This window comes from Streptomyces sp. NPDC111606, assembly GCF_055656945.1.
Map to the genome: position 1 here is coordinate 321,844 of NZ_JBVKBY010000003.1, position 16,499 is coordinate 338,342.

11 protein-coding genes are annotated in these 16,499 nt (G+C 70.7%); 2 read left to right on the top strand and 9 right to left on the bottom strand.

Going from position 1 to position 16,499, the window contains the following annotated elements; all coding sequences use genetic code 11:
- Positions 1–13 precede the first annotated feature (13 nt).
- Positions 14–1,831 carry a bifunctional sugar phosphate isomerase/epimerase/4-hydroxyphenylpyruvate dioxygenase family protein gene (locus tag ACZ7M7_RS13220; RefSeq protein ID WP_472115773.1) on the top strand — a complete coding sequence of 606 codons (1,818 nt, stop codon included), beginning with the start codon at positions 14–16 and terminating at the stop codon, positions 1,829–1,831.
- Positions 1,832–1,841: 10 nt separating this feature from the next.
- Here the strand turns inward: ACZ7M7_RS13220 and ACZ7M7_RS13225 are convergent, their stop codons facing one another.
- The 9 genes from ACZ7M7_RS13225 to tkt all read right to left on the bottom strand — a co-directional run bounded on the left by ACZ7M7_RS13225 (position 1,842) and on the right by tkt (position 15,250).
- Positions 1,842–3,308 (bottom strand): membrane-associated oxidoreductase, encoded by a 1,467-nt coding sequence (locus ACZ7M7_RS13225; RefSeq protein ID WP_472115775.1) that lies wholly within the window; start codon positions 3,306–3,308, stop codon positions 1,842–1,844.
- Between the two features lie 63 nt (positions 3,309–3,371).
- Complete coding sequence (locus ACZ7M7_RS13230; protein ID WP_472115777.1) at positions 3,372–6,233, bottom strand: peroxidase family protein; 2,862 nt, start codon at positions 6,231–6,233, stop codon at positions 3,372–3,374.
- A gap of 124 nt (positions 6,234–6,357) precedes the next feature.
- A complete protein-coding gene (locus ACZ7M7_RS13235) occupies positions 6,358–6,945 on the bottom strand; it encodes a histidine phosphatase family protein (protein WP_472115780.1) in 588 nt (195 codons plus the stop codon).
- A gap of 6 nt (positions 6,946–6,951) precedes the next feature.
- Complete coding sequence (gnd, locus tag ACZ7M7_RS13240) at positions 6,952–7,830, bottom strand: phosphogluconate dehydrogenase (NAD(+)-dependent, decarboxylating) (protein ID WP_383600795.1); 879 nt, start codon at positions 7,828–7,830, stop codon at positions 6,952–6,954.
- Between the two features lies 1 nt (position 7,831).
- Complete coding sequence (gene pgi, locus ACZ7M7_RS13245; protein WP_383601214.1) at positions 7,832–9,514, bottom strand: glucose-6-phosphate isomerase; 1,683 nt, start codon at positions 9,512–9,514, stop codon at positions 7,832–7,834.
- A 4-nt stretch (positions 9,515–9,518) separates the two neighbouring features.
- Positions 9,519–10,454 carry a glucose-6-phosphate dehydrogenase assembly protein OpcA gene (gene opcA, locus ACZ7M7_RS13250; protein WP_328421110.1) on the bottom strand — a complete coding sequence of 312 codons (936 nt, stop codon included), beginning with the start codon at positions 10,452–10,454 and terminating at the stop codon, positions 9,519–9,521.
- Positions 10,451–11,992 (bottom strand): glucose-6-phosphate dehydrogenase, encoded by a 1,542-nt coding sequence (zwf, locus tag ACZ7M7_RS13255; RefSeq protein ID WP_472115785.1) that lies wholly within the window; start codon positions 11,990–11,992, stop codon positions 10,451–10,453. The genes opcA and zwf overlap by 4 nt, the downstream gene beginning before the upstream one ends.
- Positions 11,989–13,137 carry a transaldolase gene (gene tal / locus ACZ7M7_RS13260; RefSeq protein WP_472115788.1) on the bottom strand — a complete coding sequence of 383 codons (1,149 nt, stop codon included), beginning with the start codon at positions 13,135–13,137 and terminating at the stop codon, positions 11,989–11,991. The genes zwf and tal overlap by 4 nt, the downstream gene beginning before the upstream one ends.
- 19 nt (positions 13,138–13,156) lie before the next feature.
- The gene (tkt, locus tag ACZ7M7_RS13265; protein ID WP_472115791.1) at positions 13,157–15,250 is read right to left on the bottom strand and encodes a transketolase; all 2,094 of its coding nucleotides are present in this window, start codon (positions 15,248–15,250) and stop codon (positions 13,157–13,159) included.
- Positions 15,251–15,426: 176 nt separating this feature from the next.
- Here tkt and ACZ7M7_RS13270 point away from each other — a divergent pair, with 176 nt between their 5' ends.
- On the top strand, positions 15,427–16,314 hold the full coding sequence (locus ACZ7M7_RS13270; RefSeq protein WP_383600783.1) for a helix-turn-helix transcriptional regulator: 888 nt from the start codon (positions 15,427–15,429) through the stop codon (positions 16,312–16,314).
- Positions 16,315–16,499: the final 185 nt, after the last annotated feature.

Below are 16,499 nucleotides of genomic sequence, written 5' to 3' on the forward strand. Positions count from 1 at the left end.
AAGAGGTACCGGCATGCGTACGTCCATCGCCACCGTCTCCCTCAGCGGATCCCTCACCGAGAAGCTCACGACCGCCTCCAGGGCCGGGTTCGACGGTGTGGAGATCTTCGAGAACGACCTGCTGGCCAGCCCCCTCACCCCCGAGGAGATCCGCGCCCGCTGTGCCGACCTCGGCCTCACCGTCGACCTCTACCAGCCGATGCGGGACATCGAGGCCGTGCCCGCCGACGAGTTCGCCCGCAACCTGCGTAGGGCCCGGCACAAGTTCGAGCTGATGCGGCGGCTCGGCGCCGACACCGTCCTCGTCTGCTCCAGCGTGCACCCGCGCGCGGTGGACGACGACGCGCTCGCCGCCGAACAGTTGGGTCAACTCGCGGACCTGGCTCAGGACTTCGGCATCCGTGTCGCCTACGAGGCGCTCGCCTGGGGACGGCACGTCAACACGTACGACCACGCCTGGCGCATCGTCGGGACCGCAGACCACCCCGCGCTCGGCACCTGCCTGGACAGCTTCCACATCCTGTCGCGCAGCTCCGACCCCAAGGACCTCGAGGGGATCGAGGACATCCCCGGCGAGAAGATCTTCTTCCTGCAGCTCGCCGACGCCCCGCTGCTCGCCATGGACGTCCTGCAGTGGAGCCGCCACTACCGCTGCTTCCCCGGCCAGGGCGGCTTCGACGTCGCCGGACTGGTACGCCACGTCCTGCAGACGGGATACGACGGCCCGCTCTCCCTGGAGGTCTTCAACGACGTCTTCCGCCAGGCCGAGGCCGGCCCGACCGCCGTGGACGCCCTCCGCTCCCTGCTGGTCCTCCAGGAGGAGGTCGGCAGGACCACGCCGCCCGCTCCCGTCGTCCCCACCGGCGTCGCCTTCGCCGAACTCGTCACGCCGGACGCCGGCCCGGTCACAGCCGTACTCGGCGCCCTCGGCTTCACCCGCACCGCACGGCACCGCAGCAAGCCGGTCGACCTCTGGCAGCAGGGCGAGGCCCGCGTCCTGGTCAACACCCAGGGCTCGGCACGCCGGGACGGCACCGGTCTCGCCGCGATCGGCCTGGAGTCCCCGGACCCGACCGGCGCCGCCCACCGCGCCGAGGCCCTTCTGGCCCCGGTCCTGCCCCGCCGCCGCGCTCCGCAGGACGCCCCGCTGGACGCGGTCGCGGCCCCCGACGGCACGGAACTCTTCTTCTGCGCGACGGGCCGGCCCGAACTGCCGGACTGGCGCGCCGACTTCGCCGACACAGGGCACGCCGAGCGGAGCACAGGAGTCGCCGAGCGGAGCCCGCGGGCTCCGGGAGTGACCCGCATCGACCACCTCGCCCTCGTCCAGCCCTGGCACCACTTCGACGAGGCGACCCTCTTCCACCGCAGCGTCCTCGGTCTGCACCCCCAGGAGAGCGTCGACGTCGCCGACCCGTACGGCCTGATGCGCAGCCGCGCCGTCACCAACCCCGACGGCAGCGTCCGTATCGCCCTGAGCGTCGGCGCGGCACCCACGGACGACACCGTGCACGCCCAGCACATCGCGCTGGCCACGGACGACGTGGTCACCGCGGCCCGCCGATTCCGGGAGTCCGGCGGCCGGCTGCTGCCGATCCCCGCCAACTACCACGACGACCTGGCGGCACGGTACGAGTTCGCGGACGGTGAGCTGGAGACGTACCGCGAGCTGGGCATCCTCTACGACCGTGACGCGTACGGGGAGTTCCGGCACTGCTACACCATGACGGTCGGCCGGGTCTTCTTCGAGCTGGTGCAGCGGGACGGCTACCGGGGCTACGGCGCCCAGAACGCGCCCGTGCGGCTGGCCGCGCAGCACATCGCGCAGTGACCGCGCCGGCCTACTGGCGGCTGACGGTCCGCGTCACGCCGGCGATGACCGTCGTGGCGAGGATCCAGCCGGTGAGGACGAGGACGTACGCCAGCGCCTGCTGCCCGCCCTCCGGGGCGAAGGCCGGTTCCTGCCCGAAGGAGATCACCGGCAGCAGCAGGTCGAGCGTGTAGAAGACCGGGTTGAACTGCGGTGCCTCGTCCGCCTTCAGGGGCGGCGGCGTGTGCACCGCGAACGCCACGGAGCCCACGGCCAGCAGGGACAGCAGCCAGCCCAGGGCACGCATCGGCCGGAAGCCGTAGCCGACGGTGGCGTCCTGGACATGGCCCCACAGGCGGCCGTACCAGGGGAGCGTGGTGCGGTGGCGGCGCTGTTTGGCCAGCTGGACGAGCCGGGCGCCGTCTTCGTCGCCGATCCGGCGGTAGGCGGCGGTCAACTGCTCGTACCCGTGCGGGTCGAACGTGTCCTCGTCCCGCGTCAGCATGGGCAGCCGGCGTTCGGGCGGCACGTGCGGGGTCAGGGAGACGTAGGTGAGGTCGAGGAGGCGGACCTGGTCCGGCAGCATCTCCGGGTCCAGGTCGAGGTGTTCTATCTGGGAGCGGCGCAGGTTGAGCCTGCCCTCGATCGGGGGGCCCTGGCGCAGCCAGACCTCGCCGATGACACAGCTGCTCGCCCGCATCGCCGTACCGCCGGGGTTGGACAGCCGGCTGTACAGCAGGTCGAGCCGGCCCGGAATCCGGGCGCCGCGCAGGTCGATGCGGCCGTGCGCGCTCAGGCGCCTGCCGAGGACGTTGGCGCCCACTTGGAGGGCCTCGGCGTTGAGGACGAAGCCGTCGGGGTGACGGAGCTCGGCGTTCTCCAGCCGGAGCGAGCCGCTGATCGTGGCGCCGTTCAACCGGATCTCACCGCGCGTGCGCAGCCGGGTCGCGCACACGTCCTCCCCGACGGTCACCTGGTGGAGCTGGAGGACCGGACCCTCGGTCCCCTCCGGCGCGGTGACCTCGGTTCCCTCCAGATACAGCGCCCCGGCGACCTGCGCCCCGCCGAGCCGTACCGGCCCCAAGAACCGGCAGCCCATCAGCCGCAGCCCACCGTCGACCCGGACCCGGGCGGACGCCAGACCCGGCAGCTGGGACCCCGTCAGATTGAGGTACTTCAGCTGGGCGCCGGACAGATCGGGCACGTCCTCGAAGTGGCAGTGACTGAGCCGCACGATGCTGTCCACCGTCGCGTACCGCAGGTCCAGCACACCGGTGATCCGCGCGCCCGCCACCTTGAGGGCGGCCACCTCACCGCTCTCCGTCGGGCCGTCGAGCAGAAGGGCACGCAACACCGTGGCGCGGACGGTCCGTTGAGGTCCCCAGCCGGCGCCCTCGGCCGGGCTCTCGCCCTCCGCATCGCGGAAGTCCACAGCCGCGCCCTTGGGAAAGGCGTCCCATACCGCGCGCTCGGCCGGCGTCAGATCGTTGATCTCCATCAGCCGGGACTCTGACGCCGGCCGCCGGACCTGTCAACTCACCGCTGTTTCACCCTGGCTCGTTCAGGAAGAGCCACTCGCCGGCCGTACCGCCCGCCAGGGCGCGAACGCGCTCGCCCCGCGCGGCAGCAGCGCCGCCAGTTCCGGGCAGTGCCGCAGGATCACGGAGTTCAGGCCGCCCCGCTCGACCCAGTCGATACCCAGCGGCGTGTAGACCTCCGGCCGGTAGTCGACGGTGAGGAAGCGGTCGGACTGCAGACGCCGGCTCGCCATCAGGATGAACACCCGGAACGCGGTGTCGCTGAAGCCGAACCCGGTCGGCGGGTTCTCCCCGAACAGCCCCACGACGGTGTCGATCTCGTCGACCGAGCGGTACACGTCCTTCAGCCGCGCCAGCGTCTCGGCGTTCTCCGTCAGCTCCTCGAAGGAACGCAGGCGCGGCTTGTGCAGCCCTTCGCGGAAGTCGTTGTAGCGCGGGACGCCACGCCGCCGGGTCCGGACCAGGTCCACCACCGACAGGTCGATGATCTCGCCCTCACGCTCGAACTGCTGCAGGGAGCGCGGGAAGTTGTGGAGAGCGATCGCGCCGGGGTGGGCGATGCCGAACGAGTACAAGGTGTTCGCGAGCCCCGTCTTGCGGATCTGCGCCTCCGCCGCGCCGCCCTGGATGTCCAGGAAGCCCACCGTCTCCAGGCGCTGCCCGAGTTGGTGCTCGCACAGCTCGAAGTCGTCCGGGATCAGCGGGTGCATGCGGTAGACGGTGACGAAGTCCTCGGTGAGGGAGTACGGCGCGGCGTGGTGGTCCGGCAGGGTCTTGGGGATGCCGGTCAGGGAGTGCGACTCGAACAGCCACAGCCCGAGCTGGTTCAGCCAATTGCTCGGCGGACCCTGCCAGTTGGTGTGCAGGGCGATGTCGATCGCCTCGGTGGCGAGGATCGCCGGCGTCCACTCCACCGTGTGGATCTTCGCGATCAGCGCCGAGACCACCAGACGGGCCGTCTGATGGATCCGCTCCTCGGCCATCGTCGGATACTCGGCCCGCAGCGCGGCGCACACCGCGTTGTGCTCGCGCGCGAACAACGTGTGCATGGCGCTGAGGCCCATCCACCAGCTGTCATTGAAGCCCGTCAGCGGAAGGCCGCCGTTGCCGCCGTTCGGCAAGTGGCCGTCCTCCAGGCGGAGTTCGGCACGCCCGTCCGCCTCGCGCAGGAAGCGGGCGGTCCGCTCGTCGGCGCCGTACACCTCGGAGCCGTCCCACCAGTGCGAGGCGGTGTTGGCGAACAGGATCGGGGGGCTGCCCGGCACCTCGATGCCCTGGTTCTCCGCGAACCGCATCACGTTCTCGCCGGGCCCGCCGGGCGTGTTGTGCCACGGTCCGCTGCCGGGCGGCAACGGGACCTCGACACTGCGCTCGCCCGGCCTGTGGCGGCGGTGGTTGACCCAGTCGTGCACCTGGAACTGGATCCAGGCCGCGGCCAGCACGTTCAGCGAGGTCGCGGGCAGGAAGCTCTCGCGGTACAGGAGTTGGCGGCTGACCGTGACCGGGTTCGGGGTGTCGAAGAGGTCGGGACGGAAGACGGGCTCCAGATTGCGGCCGAAGGCCGCGCCGACGGCGCCCATGCCCGGGGCCGACAGATCGTTGTACGTTCCGTCGTACGACCGCTCGCCGCGCAGCCGCTCCGGGACCGGCGAGGGCACCGGCTGTGCTTGGGGCGGCGCCTCGCGCGGCTCGGTGTCGATCAGGTTCAGCCGGCGCAGCACCTTGCGCAGGAACACCAGGTTCAGCAGGCTCGGCTGCGTGGGCAGCCGGTGCCAGGGCACATACCGGTTGAGCAGCGTGAACGCCGCTTCGACGGGACGGCCGAGGACCTTGTTGCGGACCGGCTCGTCGGTGACGAACCGCAGGCCGAGCCGGTGCGCGCTCGACGCCTGGTACGCGGCCTTGCGGGCCCGGTTGATGTTGCCGAGCGGCCTGAACTCCTCGGTCGTGTACCACGGGTTGAAGCTCAGGTCCTCGATGCGGCGGGCGATCGCACGCGCCTCGGCGGAGTCCAGGTCCTGGCCGGGGATCGTGAGCCGGGCGACGGGAAGCGCGGGCACCACCCCGTCCGTCCACTCCACCGAGGCGTCCTCGACCGGTGTGTGCCGCTCGTCCACGAACCGCTGCACGCACAGGTCGTACTCGACGGCGCCCTGCGTGAGCCGGCGCGCGAACTCACGGTGCAGGAAGTCGGGGTCCCGGCGGTCCGGCGCGGGCCCCGGTGGGGTGCCCGGCGCGGGACGGAACAGGAACCGCACCGGCCCCGCGTCGCCCCACAGCATCGCGCCCCGGCTCCAGTACGTCTCGTAGGCCAGCGAGTCGACGGTGTGCCGGGCAGCCGCCTGCACATTGCGCCGCATCCGGTTGGCGGTGCCCAGCCCCACGGCGAGCGGCAGCTTCACGAACAGCCCGAACGCCTTCTGCACCGGACTGCGGGCGCCCGCCATCGCCTTGGCGAAGGCCACGAACTCCCGGGCGTTGCGGGCGTGGGAGACGGGATGGCTGGTCGCCAGCAGATCGTGGCTCTCCTCCTCCGACACCCGCACGCGCACCGCCGCCCCGCGCAGATCCGGCGAGCCGTCGCCCTGCCGGATGCCGCTCGCGTTGGACAGCCGTACGGTCGCCGGGTACTCGGCGCCGGGCCGGGCGAACCCCACGCGCAGCGCCGCCGGGAGGTCGTCGTGGAAGCGCAGCCGCGCGTTCTCCACAGCCACCGGCGCCTTGGCGTGGAAGGTGCGGGTGACGTCGCCGCCCCCGGCCCGCCGGTTCCTGGCCTGCACCTCCATCAGCTCGCGCGCCAGCCGCTCGAACACCAGGCGTTCCGCCTCGGGACTGCCGCCCTCGTACCGTTCGTAGCGCTGCTCGTGCTGCCCGGACTCGGCCATCGGAGGTCTTCCTTCGTACGACTGCGTACGGGGACCTCAGCATCCCAGCAACCCCACCGGGCCGCATCCGCAGTGAACGCGAGGTTGACGCCCGCTGCGGATGCGGCCCGGTCCACGTCCAGGCCTACGGCCTGCTGTTCCAGTCCGCGATCACGGGCCGCCCGTGCTCCGTCGACAGGCGGCTCACCGTGCCCGTCGCCAGCTGGAACAGCCGGCCGTCCGCCGGTGCGAGGCCCAGTCGCCGGGCCGTGACGACACGCAGGAAGTGACCGTGCGCCACAAGGATGACGTCGCCGTCCAGCAGTGCCACGTCCACCCGGGCCAGCACCCGGTCGGCGCGGGCCCCCACCTTGGCCGGTGACTCACCGGGGTGACCGTCCGGTCCGGGCGGCACCCCGTCGGTCCACAGGTACCAGTCGGGGCGGGAGCGGTGGATGTCGACGGTGGTGACGCCCTCGTAGCCGCCGTAGTCCCACTCGCGAACATCGGGGTCCGGTACGGCCCCAGTCACGCCCGCCAGTTCTGCCGTACGGACCGCGCGGCGCAGCGGGCTGGTCAGCGCCAGTGAGAAGGCGCGGCCGGACAGCAGCGGAGCCAGGGACTTGGCCTGTTCCTCGCCGTCCTGGGTGAGGGGCAGGTCGGTCCGGCTGGTGTGCTGTCCCGACCTGCTCCACTCCGTCTCACCGTGGCGTACCAGGAGGAGATCCCCCACGGCGTACTACTCCTTCGACTCGACGGCGTGTCCGCCGAACTGGTTGCGCAGCGCCGCGATCATCTTCATCTGCGGGGAGTCGTCCTGGCGGGACGCGAACCGCGCGAACAGCGAGGTGGTGATCGCCGGCAGCGGCACGGCGTGGTCGATGGCCGCCTCGACGGTCCAGCGGCCCTCGCCGGAGTCCTGCGCGAAGCCCTTCAGCTTGTCCAGGTGCTCGTCCTCGTCGAGGGCGTTCACCGCGAGGTCCAGCAGCCAGGACCGGATGACCGTGCCGTCCTGCCAGGAGCGGAAGACCTCCCGGACGTTGTCCACCGACTCGACCTTCTCCAGCAGCTCCCAGCCCTCGGCATAGGCCTGCATCATGGCGTACTCGATGCCGTTGTGGACCATCTTCGCGAAGTGCCCGGCGCCCACCTTGCCCGCGTGGACGTAGCCGTACGGCCCCTCCGGCTTGAGCGCCTCGAAGATCGGCTTGAGCCGGTCGACGTACTCCTTCTCGCCGCCGACCATCAGGGCGTAGCCGTTCTTCAGACCCCACACGCCGCCGGAGACGCCCGCGTCGACGAAGCCGATGCCGTGCGCGCCCAGCTCCTTGGCGTGCTTCTCGTCGTCCGTCCAGCGGGAGTTGCCCCCGTCGACCACCGTGTCGTACGGCTTGAGGAGGCTCCCCAGCTGGTCGATCACGAGCTGGGTGGGGTGGCCGGCCGGAACCATGACCCAGACCGTGCGCGGCGCGTCGAGCTGGTCGACGAGGTCGGCCAGGCTCGCGACGTCGGACAGTTCGGGGTTGGTGTCGTAGCCGACGACGGTGTGGCCGGCGTTGCGCAGGCGATCGCGCATGTTGCCGCCCATCTTGCCGAGACCCACAAGACCGATCTGCATGTCAGTTCACTTCCTCCTGGACGCCCTGCGCGTCCGATGCGTTCTTGAGCGAGCGGTACGCGGCCACGAGGGCGGCCGTGGACGGATCGAGGCCGGGAACCTCGGCCCCTTCGGTGAGTGCGGGTTCGACGCGCTTGGCGAGGACCTTGCCCAGCTCGACGCCCCACTGGTCGAAGGAGTCGATGTTCCAGACGGCGCCCTGGACGAACACCTTGTGCTCGTAGAGGGCGACCAGCTGGCCGAGGACCGACGGGGTCAGCTCGGGGGCGAGGATCGTGGTGGTGGGGTGGTTGCCGAGGAACGTGCGGTGCGGGACCTGCTCCTCGGGCACGCCCTCGGCGCGCACCTCGTCGGCGGTCTTGCCGAAGGCGAGCGCCTGGCCCTGGGCGAAGAGGTTCGCCATCAACAGGTCGTGCTGCGCCTTGAGCTCGTCGCTCAGCTCGGCGACCGGCCGGGCGAAGCCGATCAGGTCGGCCGGGATCAGCCGGGTGCCCTGGTGGATCAGCTGGTAGTAGGCGTGCTGCCCGTTGGTGCCGGGCGTGCCCCAGACCACCGGCCCGGTCGTCCAGCCCACGACCTGTCCGTCCCGGTCCACCGACTTGCCGTTGGATTCCATGTCCAGCTGCTGGAGGTAGGCCGTGAACTTCGACAGGTAGTGCGAGTACGGCAGCACCGCATGGGACTCGGCGGCGCAGAAGTTTCCGTACCAGATGCCCAACAGGCCCATGATCAGCGGGGCGTTGGCCTCGGCGGGGGCGGTGCGGAAGTGCTCGTCGACGGTGTGGAAGCCGTCGAGCATCTCCCGGAAGCGGTCCGGGCCGATGGCGATCATCAGGGACAGGCCGATCGCCGAGTCGTAGGAGTAGCGGCCGCCCACCCAGTCCCAGAACTCGAACATGTTGTCCGGGTCGATGCCGAAGTCCGTGACCTTCTCGGCGTTGGTCGACAGCGCGACGAAGTGCCTGGCGACCGCCTTGTCCTCACCGCCGAGCCCGGCCAGCAGCCAGGAACGGGCCGACGTGGCGTTGGTGATCGTCTCGATCGTGGTGAATGTCTTGGACGCGACGATGAACAGCGTCTCCGCCGGGTCCAGGTCCCGCACCGCCTCATGCAGGTCGGCGCCGTCGACGTTCGACACGAACCGGAGCGTCAACTCCCGTGCGGTGAACGGGCGAAGAGCGTCGTAGGCCATCGCCGGACCGAGGTCGGAGCCCCCGATGCCGATGTTGACGACGTTGCGGATCCGGCGGCCGGTGTGGCCGGTCCACGCGCCGGAGCGGACGCGCTCGGCGAAGTCGCTCATCCTGTCGAGCACGGCGTGCACCTCGGGCACGACGTTGTCGCCGTCCACGTCGATCACCGCGTCCCGCGGCGCCCGCAGCGCGGTGTGCAGCACCGCCCGGTCCTCGGTGATGTTGATCCTCTCGCCGCGGAACATCGCGTCGCGCAGCCCGAACACGTCGGTGGCAGCGGCCAGTTCCTGGAGCAGGGCGAGCGTCTCGTCGTTGATCAGGTGCTTGGAGTAGTCGATGCGCAGATCACCGACGCGGACGACGTACCGCTCGGCGCGGGACGGATCGGCCGCGAACAGCTCACGCAGCCGCGGGCGCTGCAGCGCGTCCTCGCGGTGGTCCTCCAGGGCCGCCCACTCGGGGCGCTGGGTGAGACGGGGTGTGTCGGACAGCGGGTCAGACATGGTCAGGGGTCTCCTTGGTGGCCTCGCCCCGCAGGGCGACGGCGTACATCTCGTCCGCGTCGAGGCGCCTGAGCTCCTCGGCGATGAGTTCGGAGGTGGTGCGGACCTTCAGCGCGAGGGTGCGCGGCGGCTGGTCCGGCAGGGTCAGCGTGGCCAGCGGACCCTCGGGGCGGTCGATGACGATCTCGCCGTTCTCGGTGCCCAGGCGCACGCCGGTGACGACCGGACCGGCGGTGACCACCCGCTCGGCGGTGACGTGCAGGCGGGCCTCCAGCCAGCGGGCCAGCAGCTCGGCGGCCGGGTTGTCGGCCTCGGCCTCCACAGCCGCCGAGATGATCGGCACCCGGGCCTGGTCGAGGGCCGCGGCGAGCATGGAGCGCCACGGGGTGAGCCGGGTCCAGGCGAGGTCGGTGTCGCCGGGCGCGTAGGAGCGCGCGCGGGCCTCCAGCTCGGCCTGCGGGTTCTCGGTGGTGTACAGATCGGTGATCCGGCGCTGTGCCAGCGCCCCCAGCGGATCCTTCGCCGGGTTCTCCGGCGCCTCCACCGGCCACCACACCACGACCGGCGCGTCCGGCAGCAGCAGCGGCAGCACCACCGAGTCGGCGTGGTCGGACACCTCGCCGTACATGCGCAGCACGACCGTCTCACCGGTGCCGGCGTCGGCGCCCACCCGGACCTCGGCGTCCAGGTGCGAGCGGGTGCGGTCGCGCGGGGTGCGGGCGTGCCGCTTGATGACCACCAGGGTGCGCGCCGGGTGCTCGTGGGAGGCCTCCTCGGCGGCCTTGATCGAGTCGTAGGCGTTCTCCTCGTCCGTGACGATGACCATCGTCAGGACCATGCCCACGGCCGGCGTGCCGATCGCGCGGCGGCCCTTCACCAGCGCCTTGTTGATCTTGCTTGCCGTGGTGTCGCTCAGGTCGATCTTCATGGCCTGCGCCAGCTCCGTCCGTCTCGTGCGAGCATCTCGTCGGCTTCCTCGGGTCCCCAGCTCCCGGACGCGTACTGCGCCGGCTTGCCGTGCGTGTCCCAGTACTCCTCGATCGGGTCGAGGATCTTCCAGGACTCTTCCACTTCCTGGTGACGGGGGAACAAATTGGCGTCACCGAGGAGGACATCCAGGATGAGCCGCTCGTAGGCCTCCGGGCTGGACTCCGTGAACGACTCGCCGTACGCGAAGTCCATCGTCACGTCCCGGATCTCCATGGACGTGCCCGGCACCTTGGAGCCGAACCGCACCGTCACGCCCTCGTCCGGCTGGACGCGGATGACGATGGCGTTCTGGCCGAGCTCCTCGGTGGCGGTCGAATCGAACGGCGAGTGCGGCGCCCGCTGGAAGACGACCGCGATCTCGGTGACCCGCCGCCCCAGCCGCTTGCCGGTGCGCAGATAGAACGGCACACCCGCCCAGCGCCGGTTGTCCACGTTCAGCCTCACGGCGGCGTACGTGTCGGTCTTCGACCGCGCGTCGATGCCGTCCTCCTGGAGATAGCCGACGACCTGCTCGCCGCCCTGCCAGCTCGCCGCGTACTGCCCGCGCACGGTGTGCCTGCCCAGGTCCTGGGGCAGCTTGACGGCCTTGAGCACCTTCAGCTTCTCGGTGAGCAGCGACCCGGCGTCGAAGGCGGCCGGCTCCTCCATCGCGGTCAGCGCCATCAGCTGAAGCAGGTGATTCTGGATGACGTCACGTGCCGAGCCGATGCCGTCGTAGTAGCCCGCCCGGCCGCCGATGCCGATGTCCTCGGCCATCGTGATCTGCACATGGTCGACATACGACCGGTTCCAGATCGGCTCGAACATCTGGTTGGCGAACCGCAGCGCCAGGATGTTCTGGACGGTCTCCTTGCCCAGGTAGTGGTCGATCCGGAAGACCTGCTCCGGGTCGAACACGTCGTGCACGATCGCGTTCAGCTCACGGGCGCTCGCGAGGTCGTGACCGAACGGCTTCTCGATGACCGCCCGCCGCCAGGACCCCTCCGGGGCGTCCGCCAGGCCGTGCCTCTTCAGCTGCTGCACGACCTTCGGGAAGAACTTCGGCGGTACGGAGAGGTAGAAGGCGTAGTTGCCGCTCGTACCGCGGGCCCTGTCCAGCTCGTCGACCGTCTGACGCAGCTGCTTGAACGCCTCGTCGTCGTCGAAGTCCCCCGGGATGAACCGCATGCCCTCGGCGAGCTGCTGCCAGACCTCCTCGCGAAACTCCGTACGGGCGTGCTCGCGCACCGAGTCGTGCACGACCTGCGCGAAGTCCTGGTCCTCCCAGTCCCGGCGGGCGAACCCGACCAGGGAGAAGCCCGGCGGCAGCATGCCGCGGTTGGCGAGGTCGTACACGGCCGGCATCAGCTTCTTGCGGGACAGATCGCCGGTCACACCGAAGATGACGAGCCCGGACGGGCCCGCGATGCGCGGCAGACGGCGGTCGCGCGGGTCGCGCAGGGGGTTGTCCCAGTCCCAGTCCCAGTCGGCGGTCATTCTGCGTCAGCTCCCTTGCTGCCGAGCGACTTCTGCACGGCGTCCAACAGGTCCTGCCACGCCACCTCGAACTTGGCGACGCCCTCGTCCTCCAACCGGGTGACCACCTCGTCGTAGGAGATGCCGAGCGCCTCCACGGCGGCCAGGTCGGCACGGGCCTGCGCGTAGCCGCCGCTCACCGTGTCGCCGGTGATCCCGCCGTGGTCGGCGGTGGCGTTCAGGGTGGCCTCGGGCATGGTGTTGACGGTGCCGGGCGCGACCAGCTCGTCCACGTACAGTGTGTCCTTGTACGCCGGATCCTTCACGCCGGTCGAGGCCCACAGCGGACGCTGCCTGTTGGCCCGGGCACCGCCGAGAGCGGTCCAGCGGTCACTGGAGAAGGCAAGTTCGTACGCCTCGTAGGCGAGCCGGGCGTTGGCGAGCGCCGCCCGGCCCTTGAGAGCGAGGGCCGCGTCCGTGCCGATCGCCGCGAGCCGCTTGTCGATCTCGGAGTCGACGCGGGAGACGAAGAAGGACGCCACGGAGTGGATGGCGGAAAGGTCGAGGCCGTTCGCGGCGGCCTTCTCCAGACCGGCGAGGTAGGCGTCCATGACCTCGCGGTAGCGCTCCAGGGAGAAGATCAGCGTGACGTTGACGCTGATGCCCTGGGCGATGACCTCGGTGATGGCCGGCAGGCCCGCCCTGGTCGCCGGGATCTTGATCATCACGTTGGGACGGTCGACCAGCCAGGCGAGCTGGCGGGCCTCGGCGATCGTGGCCGTCGTGTCGTGGGCGAGACGCGGGTCGACCTCGATGGAGACCCGGCCGTCCCGGCCGCCCGTCGCGTCGTACACGGGCCGCAGGATGTCGGCGGCGGCCCGCACGTCGGCGGTCGTCATCATGCGCACGGCCTCGTCGACCGTCACGCCCCGCACCGCCAGCTCGGCGAGCTGCTCCTCGTAGCCCTCACCGGAGCCGATGGCGGCCTGGAAGATGGACGGGTTGGTGGTGACGCCCACGACGTTCCTGTTCGCGATCAGTTCGGCGAGGTTGCCCGACTCGATCCGCCTGCGCGACAGGTCGTCCAGCCAGATCGAGACGCCTTCGTCGGCAAGGCGCTTGAGGCTGCCCGCGGTCGCGGCTGCTTCGGTGGTCACAGTGATCATCTTCTTTCTGGCGTTCGGATCAACCGCGGGCGGCGGCAGGGCCCGTGGTTGCATGGAATGCAGCCTTGGCGGCTGCGGCGACGTTCTCGGGGGTGAAGCCGTACTCGGCGAACAGGGTCTTCGCGTCGGCGGAGGCACCGAAGTGCTCCAGGGAGACGATGCGTCCCGCGTCGCCCACGAACCGGTACCAGGTCAGCCCGATCCCGGCCTCGACGGCGACCCGCGCCTTCACGCCCGGCGGCAGGACGCTCTCGCGGTACTCACGGGGCTGCTCCTCGAACCACTCCACGGACGGCATCGAGACGACCCGGGTACCGATCCCGTCGGCCTCCAACCGCTCCCGCGCGGCGACGGCGAGCTGGACCTCGGAGCCGGTGGCGATCAGGATCACCTCGGGCGCCTTGGTGGAGGACTCCTGCAGGACGTAACCGCCCTTCGCCGCATCGGCGTTGGGAGCGTAGGTCGGCACGCCCTGGCGGGTGAGCACGAGTCCGTGCGGGGCCGGGTTGGTGGAGTGCCGCTCGAGGATCTCGGCCCAGGCGACGGCGGTCTCGTTGGCGTCGGCGGGGCGGACGATGTTCAGGCCCGGGATCGCGCGCAGCGAGGCCAGGTGCTCGACCGGCTGGTGGGTGGGGCCGTCCTCGCCGAGGCCGATCGAGTCGTGCGTCCAGACGTACGTCACCGGCAGCTGCATCAGGGCCGACATACGGACGGCGTTGCGCATGTAGTCGGAGAACACGAGGAACGTGCCGCCGTAGATACGGGTGTTGCCGTGCAGGGCGATGCCGTTCATCTCCGCGGCCATCGAGAACTCACGGATGCCGAAGTGGACCGTACGGCCGTAGGGGTCGGCCTCGGGCAGCGGGTTGCCCTTCGGCAGGAACGAACTCGTCCTGTCGATGGTGGTGTTGTTGGAACCGGCCAGGTCGGCCGAGCCTCCCCACAGCTCGGGGACGACCGCGCCGAGGGCGTGGAGCACCTTGCCGGAGGCGGCGCGGGTGGCGACCGACTTGCCCTCCTCGAAGACCGGGACCGAGGACTCCCAGCCCTCGGGCAGCTGGCCGGCGACGATCCGGTCGAACAGCTGGGCGCGCTCCGGGTTGGCGGCGCGCCAGGCGCCGAGCTGCTTGTCCCAGGCGGCGTGCGCCTCGGCGCCCCGGTCGAGGGCGCGGCGGGAGTGGGCGAGGACCTCGTCGGCGACCTCGAAGGACTGCTCGGGGTCGAAGCCGAGGATGCGCTTGGTGGCGGCGATCTCGTCGGTGCCGAGCGCGGAGCCGTGAGAGGCCTCGGTGTTCTGCGCGTTGGGCGCGGGCCAGGCGATGATCGTGCGCATTGCGATGATCGAGGGACGCTCGGTCTCGGCCCGCGCGGCCTTCAGCGCCCCGTACAGCGAGGCCACGTCGATGTCGCCGCCGAGCGCGGGCTCGATCCGCTGCACATGCCAGCCGTACGCCTCGTAGCGCTTCAGCACGTCCTCGGAGAAGGCGGTCGAGGTGTCGCCCTCGATGGAGATGTGGTTGTCGTCGTACAGGAAGACCAGGTTGCCGAGCTTCTGGTGGCCGGCGAGGGAAGAGGCTTCGGCGGAGACGCCCTCCTCCAGGTCGCCGTCGGAGACGATGGCCCAGATCGTGTGGTCGAACGGGGACTCGCCCTCGGGCGCCTCCGGGTCGAACAGGCCGCGCTCGTAGCGGGCGGCCATCGCCATGCCGACCGCGTTGGCGGCGCCCTGACCGAGCGGGCCGGTCGTCGTCTCGACGCCCGCCGTGTGCCCGTACTCGGGGTGACCCGGCGTCTTCGAACCCTGGGTCCGGAAGGACTTGAGGTCGTCGAGCTCCAGCTCGTAGCCGGCGAGGAACAGCTGGGTGTAGAGGGTCAGCGAGGTGTGTCCGGGGGAGAGGACGAAACGGTCCCGGCCGGTCCATTCGGGGTCGGCGGGGTCGTGACGCATCACCTTCTGAAAGATCGTGTACGCGGCCGGGGCGAGGCTCATGGCGGTGCCCGGGTGACCGTTACCGACTCGCTGCACGGCATCCGCCGCCAAAAGGCGGGCGGTGTCGACGGCACGCCGGTCGAGTTCGGTCCATTCGAAGCTGTCCGGTGTCTGCGTGCTCATCTTCAAAAAGTCCTCGATCAGAGCGAAGTGGCTGGCCAATGCGTTCAAAAGTAAAAGTCTGACTTTTACGAGGGAAGGTCGGGGTGTGTCAGGCTGTGGTGAAAGTGGGACACCGCGACGAGCGCCGCGCACGGCTGAGCGCGCCCCTCGCACGACTGAGACGGCACGAGACGGACATGGTGGACACAAGGGTCCAAGGCGGCCAGGCGATACGGACGTTTCCGTTTCCGGTCGATCTGAGCGTCCTCGGCGTCGGCATGCAGGTCGGCCCGATGGGCGCCGGCCGCACCTGGCACGCCGCCGACGCGCCGCTGGAGCGCGTGCATCGCATCGACTTCCACGTCGTGATGCTCTTCGACGAGGGTCCCGTGCACCACATGATCGACTTCGCCGAGTACGAGGCCGGAGCCGGCGACCTGTTGTGGATCCGCCCCGGCCAGGTCCACCGCTTCTCGGGGACCGGCGACCACCGGGGCACCGTCCTGACCATGCAGCCCGGCTTCCTGCCCCGAGCCACCGTCGAGGCCACCGGCCTCTACCGCTACGACCTCCCGCCCCTGCTCCACCCCGACGACGCGCAGCTCACCGCCCTCCGCTCGTCCCTCGCCCAACTCCAGCGCGAGTACGAGGACACGACGACCCTCCCCCTGAGCCTGCACACGTCAGTCCTGCGGCACTCCCTCACGGCATTCCTCCTGCGCCTGGCCCACCTCGCCGCGAGCTCGGCGGAGGCCGCGCGCCGACAGGCCGACACGACGTTCACGCTGTTCCGGGATGCGGTGGAGCGGGGTTTCGCCACGAACCACAGCGTCAGCGGCTATGCCGACCAGCTCGGCTACTCGCGGCGCACCCTCGTCCGTGCGGTCCGAGCCGCCACCGGGGAGACGCCCAAGGGCTTCATCGACAAGCGCGTGATCCTGGAGGCGAAGCGGCTCCTTGCCCATACGGAGATGCCGATCGGGCGGGTCGGCGCGGCGGTCGGCTTTCCGGACGCCGCGAACTTCTCCAAGTTCTTCCATCAGCACACGGAGATGACGCCGGCGGCGTTTCGGGCTGAGCTGTGACGCTCCGCCGGGCCGCGCGAAGGGGGTAGTGGCGCGCCGGGTTGTCGGGTGTCTGCGGCGCCGTCGTGGCTGGTCGCGCAGTTCCCCGCGCCCCTGGGAGGTGGTGGTGACGTCCCCGCGAGAGCCGGCCGGGGCTTGTGATCTCTCGCGGGGCATCGTCAGCACTCGACTCGGCCGACCTCGTC

Excerpts from the sequence above, each read along its gene's own strand:
- ACZ7M7_RS13220 (WP_472115773.1), top strand. The coding sequence starts at position 14 with ATGCGTACGTCCATCGCCACCGTCTCCCTCAGCGGATCCCTCACCGAG.
- ACZ7M7_RS13225 (WP_472115775.1), bottom strand. The coding sequence starts at position 3,308 with ATGGAGATCAACGATCTGACGCCGGCCGAGCGCGCGGTATGGGACGCC.
- ACZ7M7_RS13230 (WP_472115777.1), bottom strand. The coding sequence starts at position 6,233 with ATGGCCGAGTCCGGGCAGCACGAGCAGCGCTACGAACGGTACGAGGGC.
- gnd (WP_383600795.1), bottom strand. The coding sequence starts at position 7,830 with ATGCAGATCGGTCTTGTGGGTCTCGGCAAGATGGGCGGCAACATGCGC.
- opcA (WP_328421110.1), bottom strand. The coding sequence starts at position 10,454 with ATGAAGATCGACCTGAGCGACACCACGGCAAGCAAGATCAACAAGGCG.
- zwf (WP_472115785.1), bottom strand. The coding sequence starts at position 11,992 with ATGACCGCCGACTGGGACTGGGACTGGGACAACCCCCTGCGCGACCCG.
- tal (WP_472115788.1), bottom strand. The coding sequence starts at position 13,137 with ATGATCACTGTGACCACCGAAGCAGCCGCGACCGCGGGCAGCCTCAAG.
- tkt (WP_472115791.1), bottom strand. The coding sequence starts at position 15,250 with ATGAGCACGCAGACACCGGACAGCTTCGAATGGACCGAACTCGACCGG.
- ACZ7M7_RS13270 (WP_383600783.1), top strand. The coding sequence starts at position 15,427 with ATGGTGGACACAAGGGTCCAAGGCGGCCAGGCGATACGGACGTTTCCG.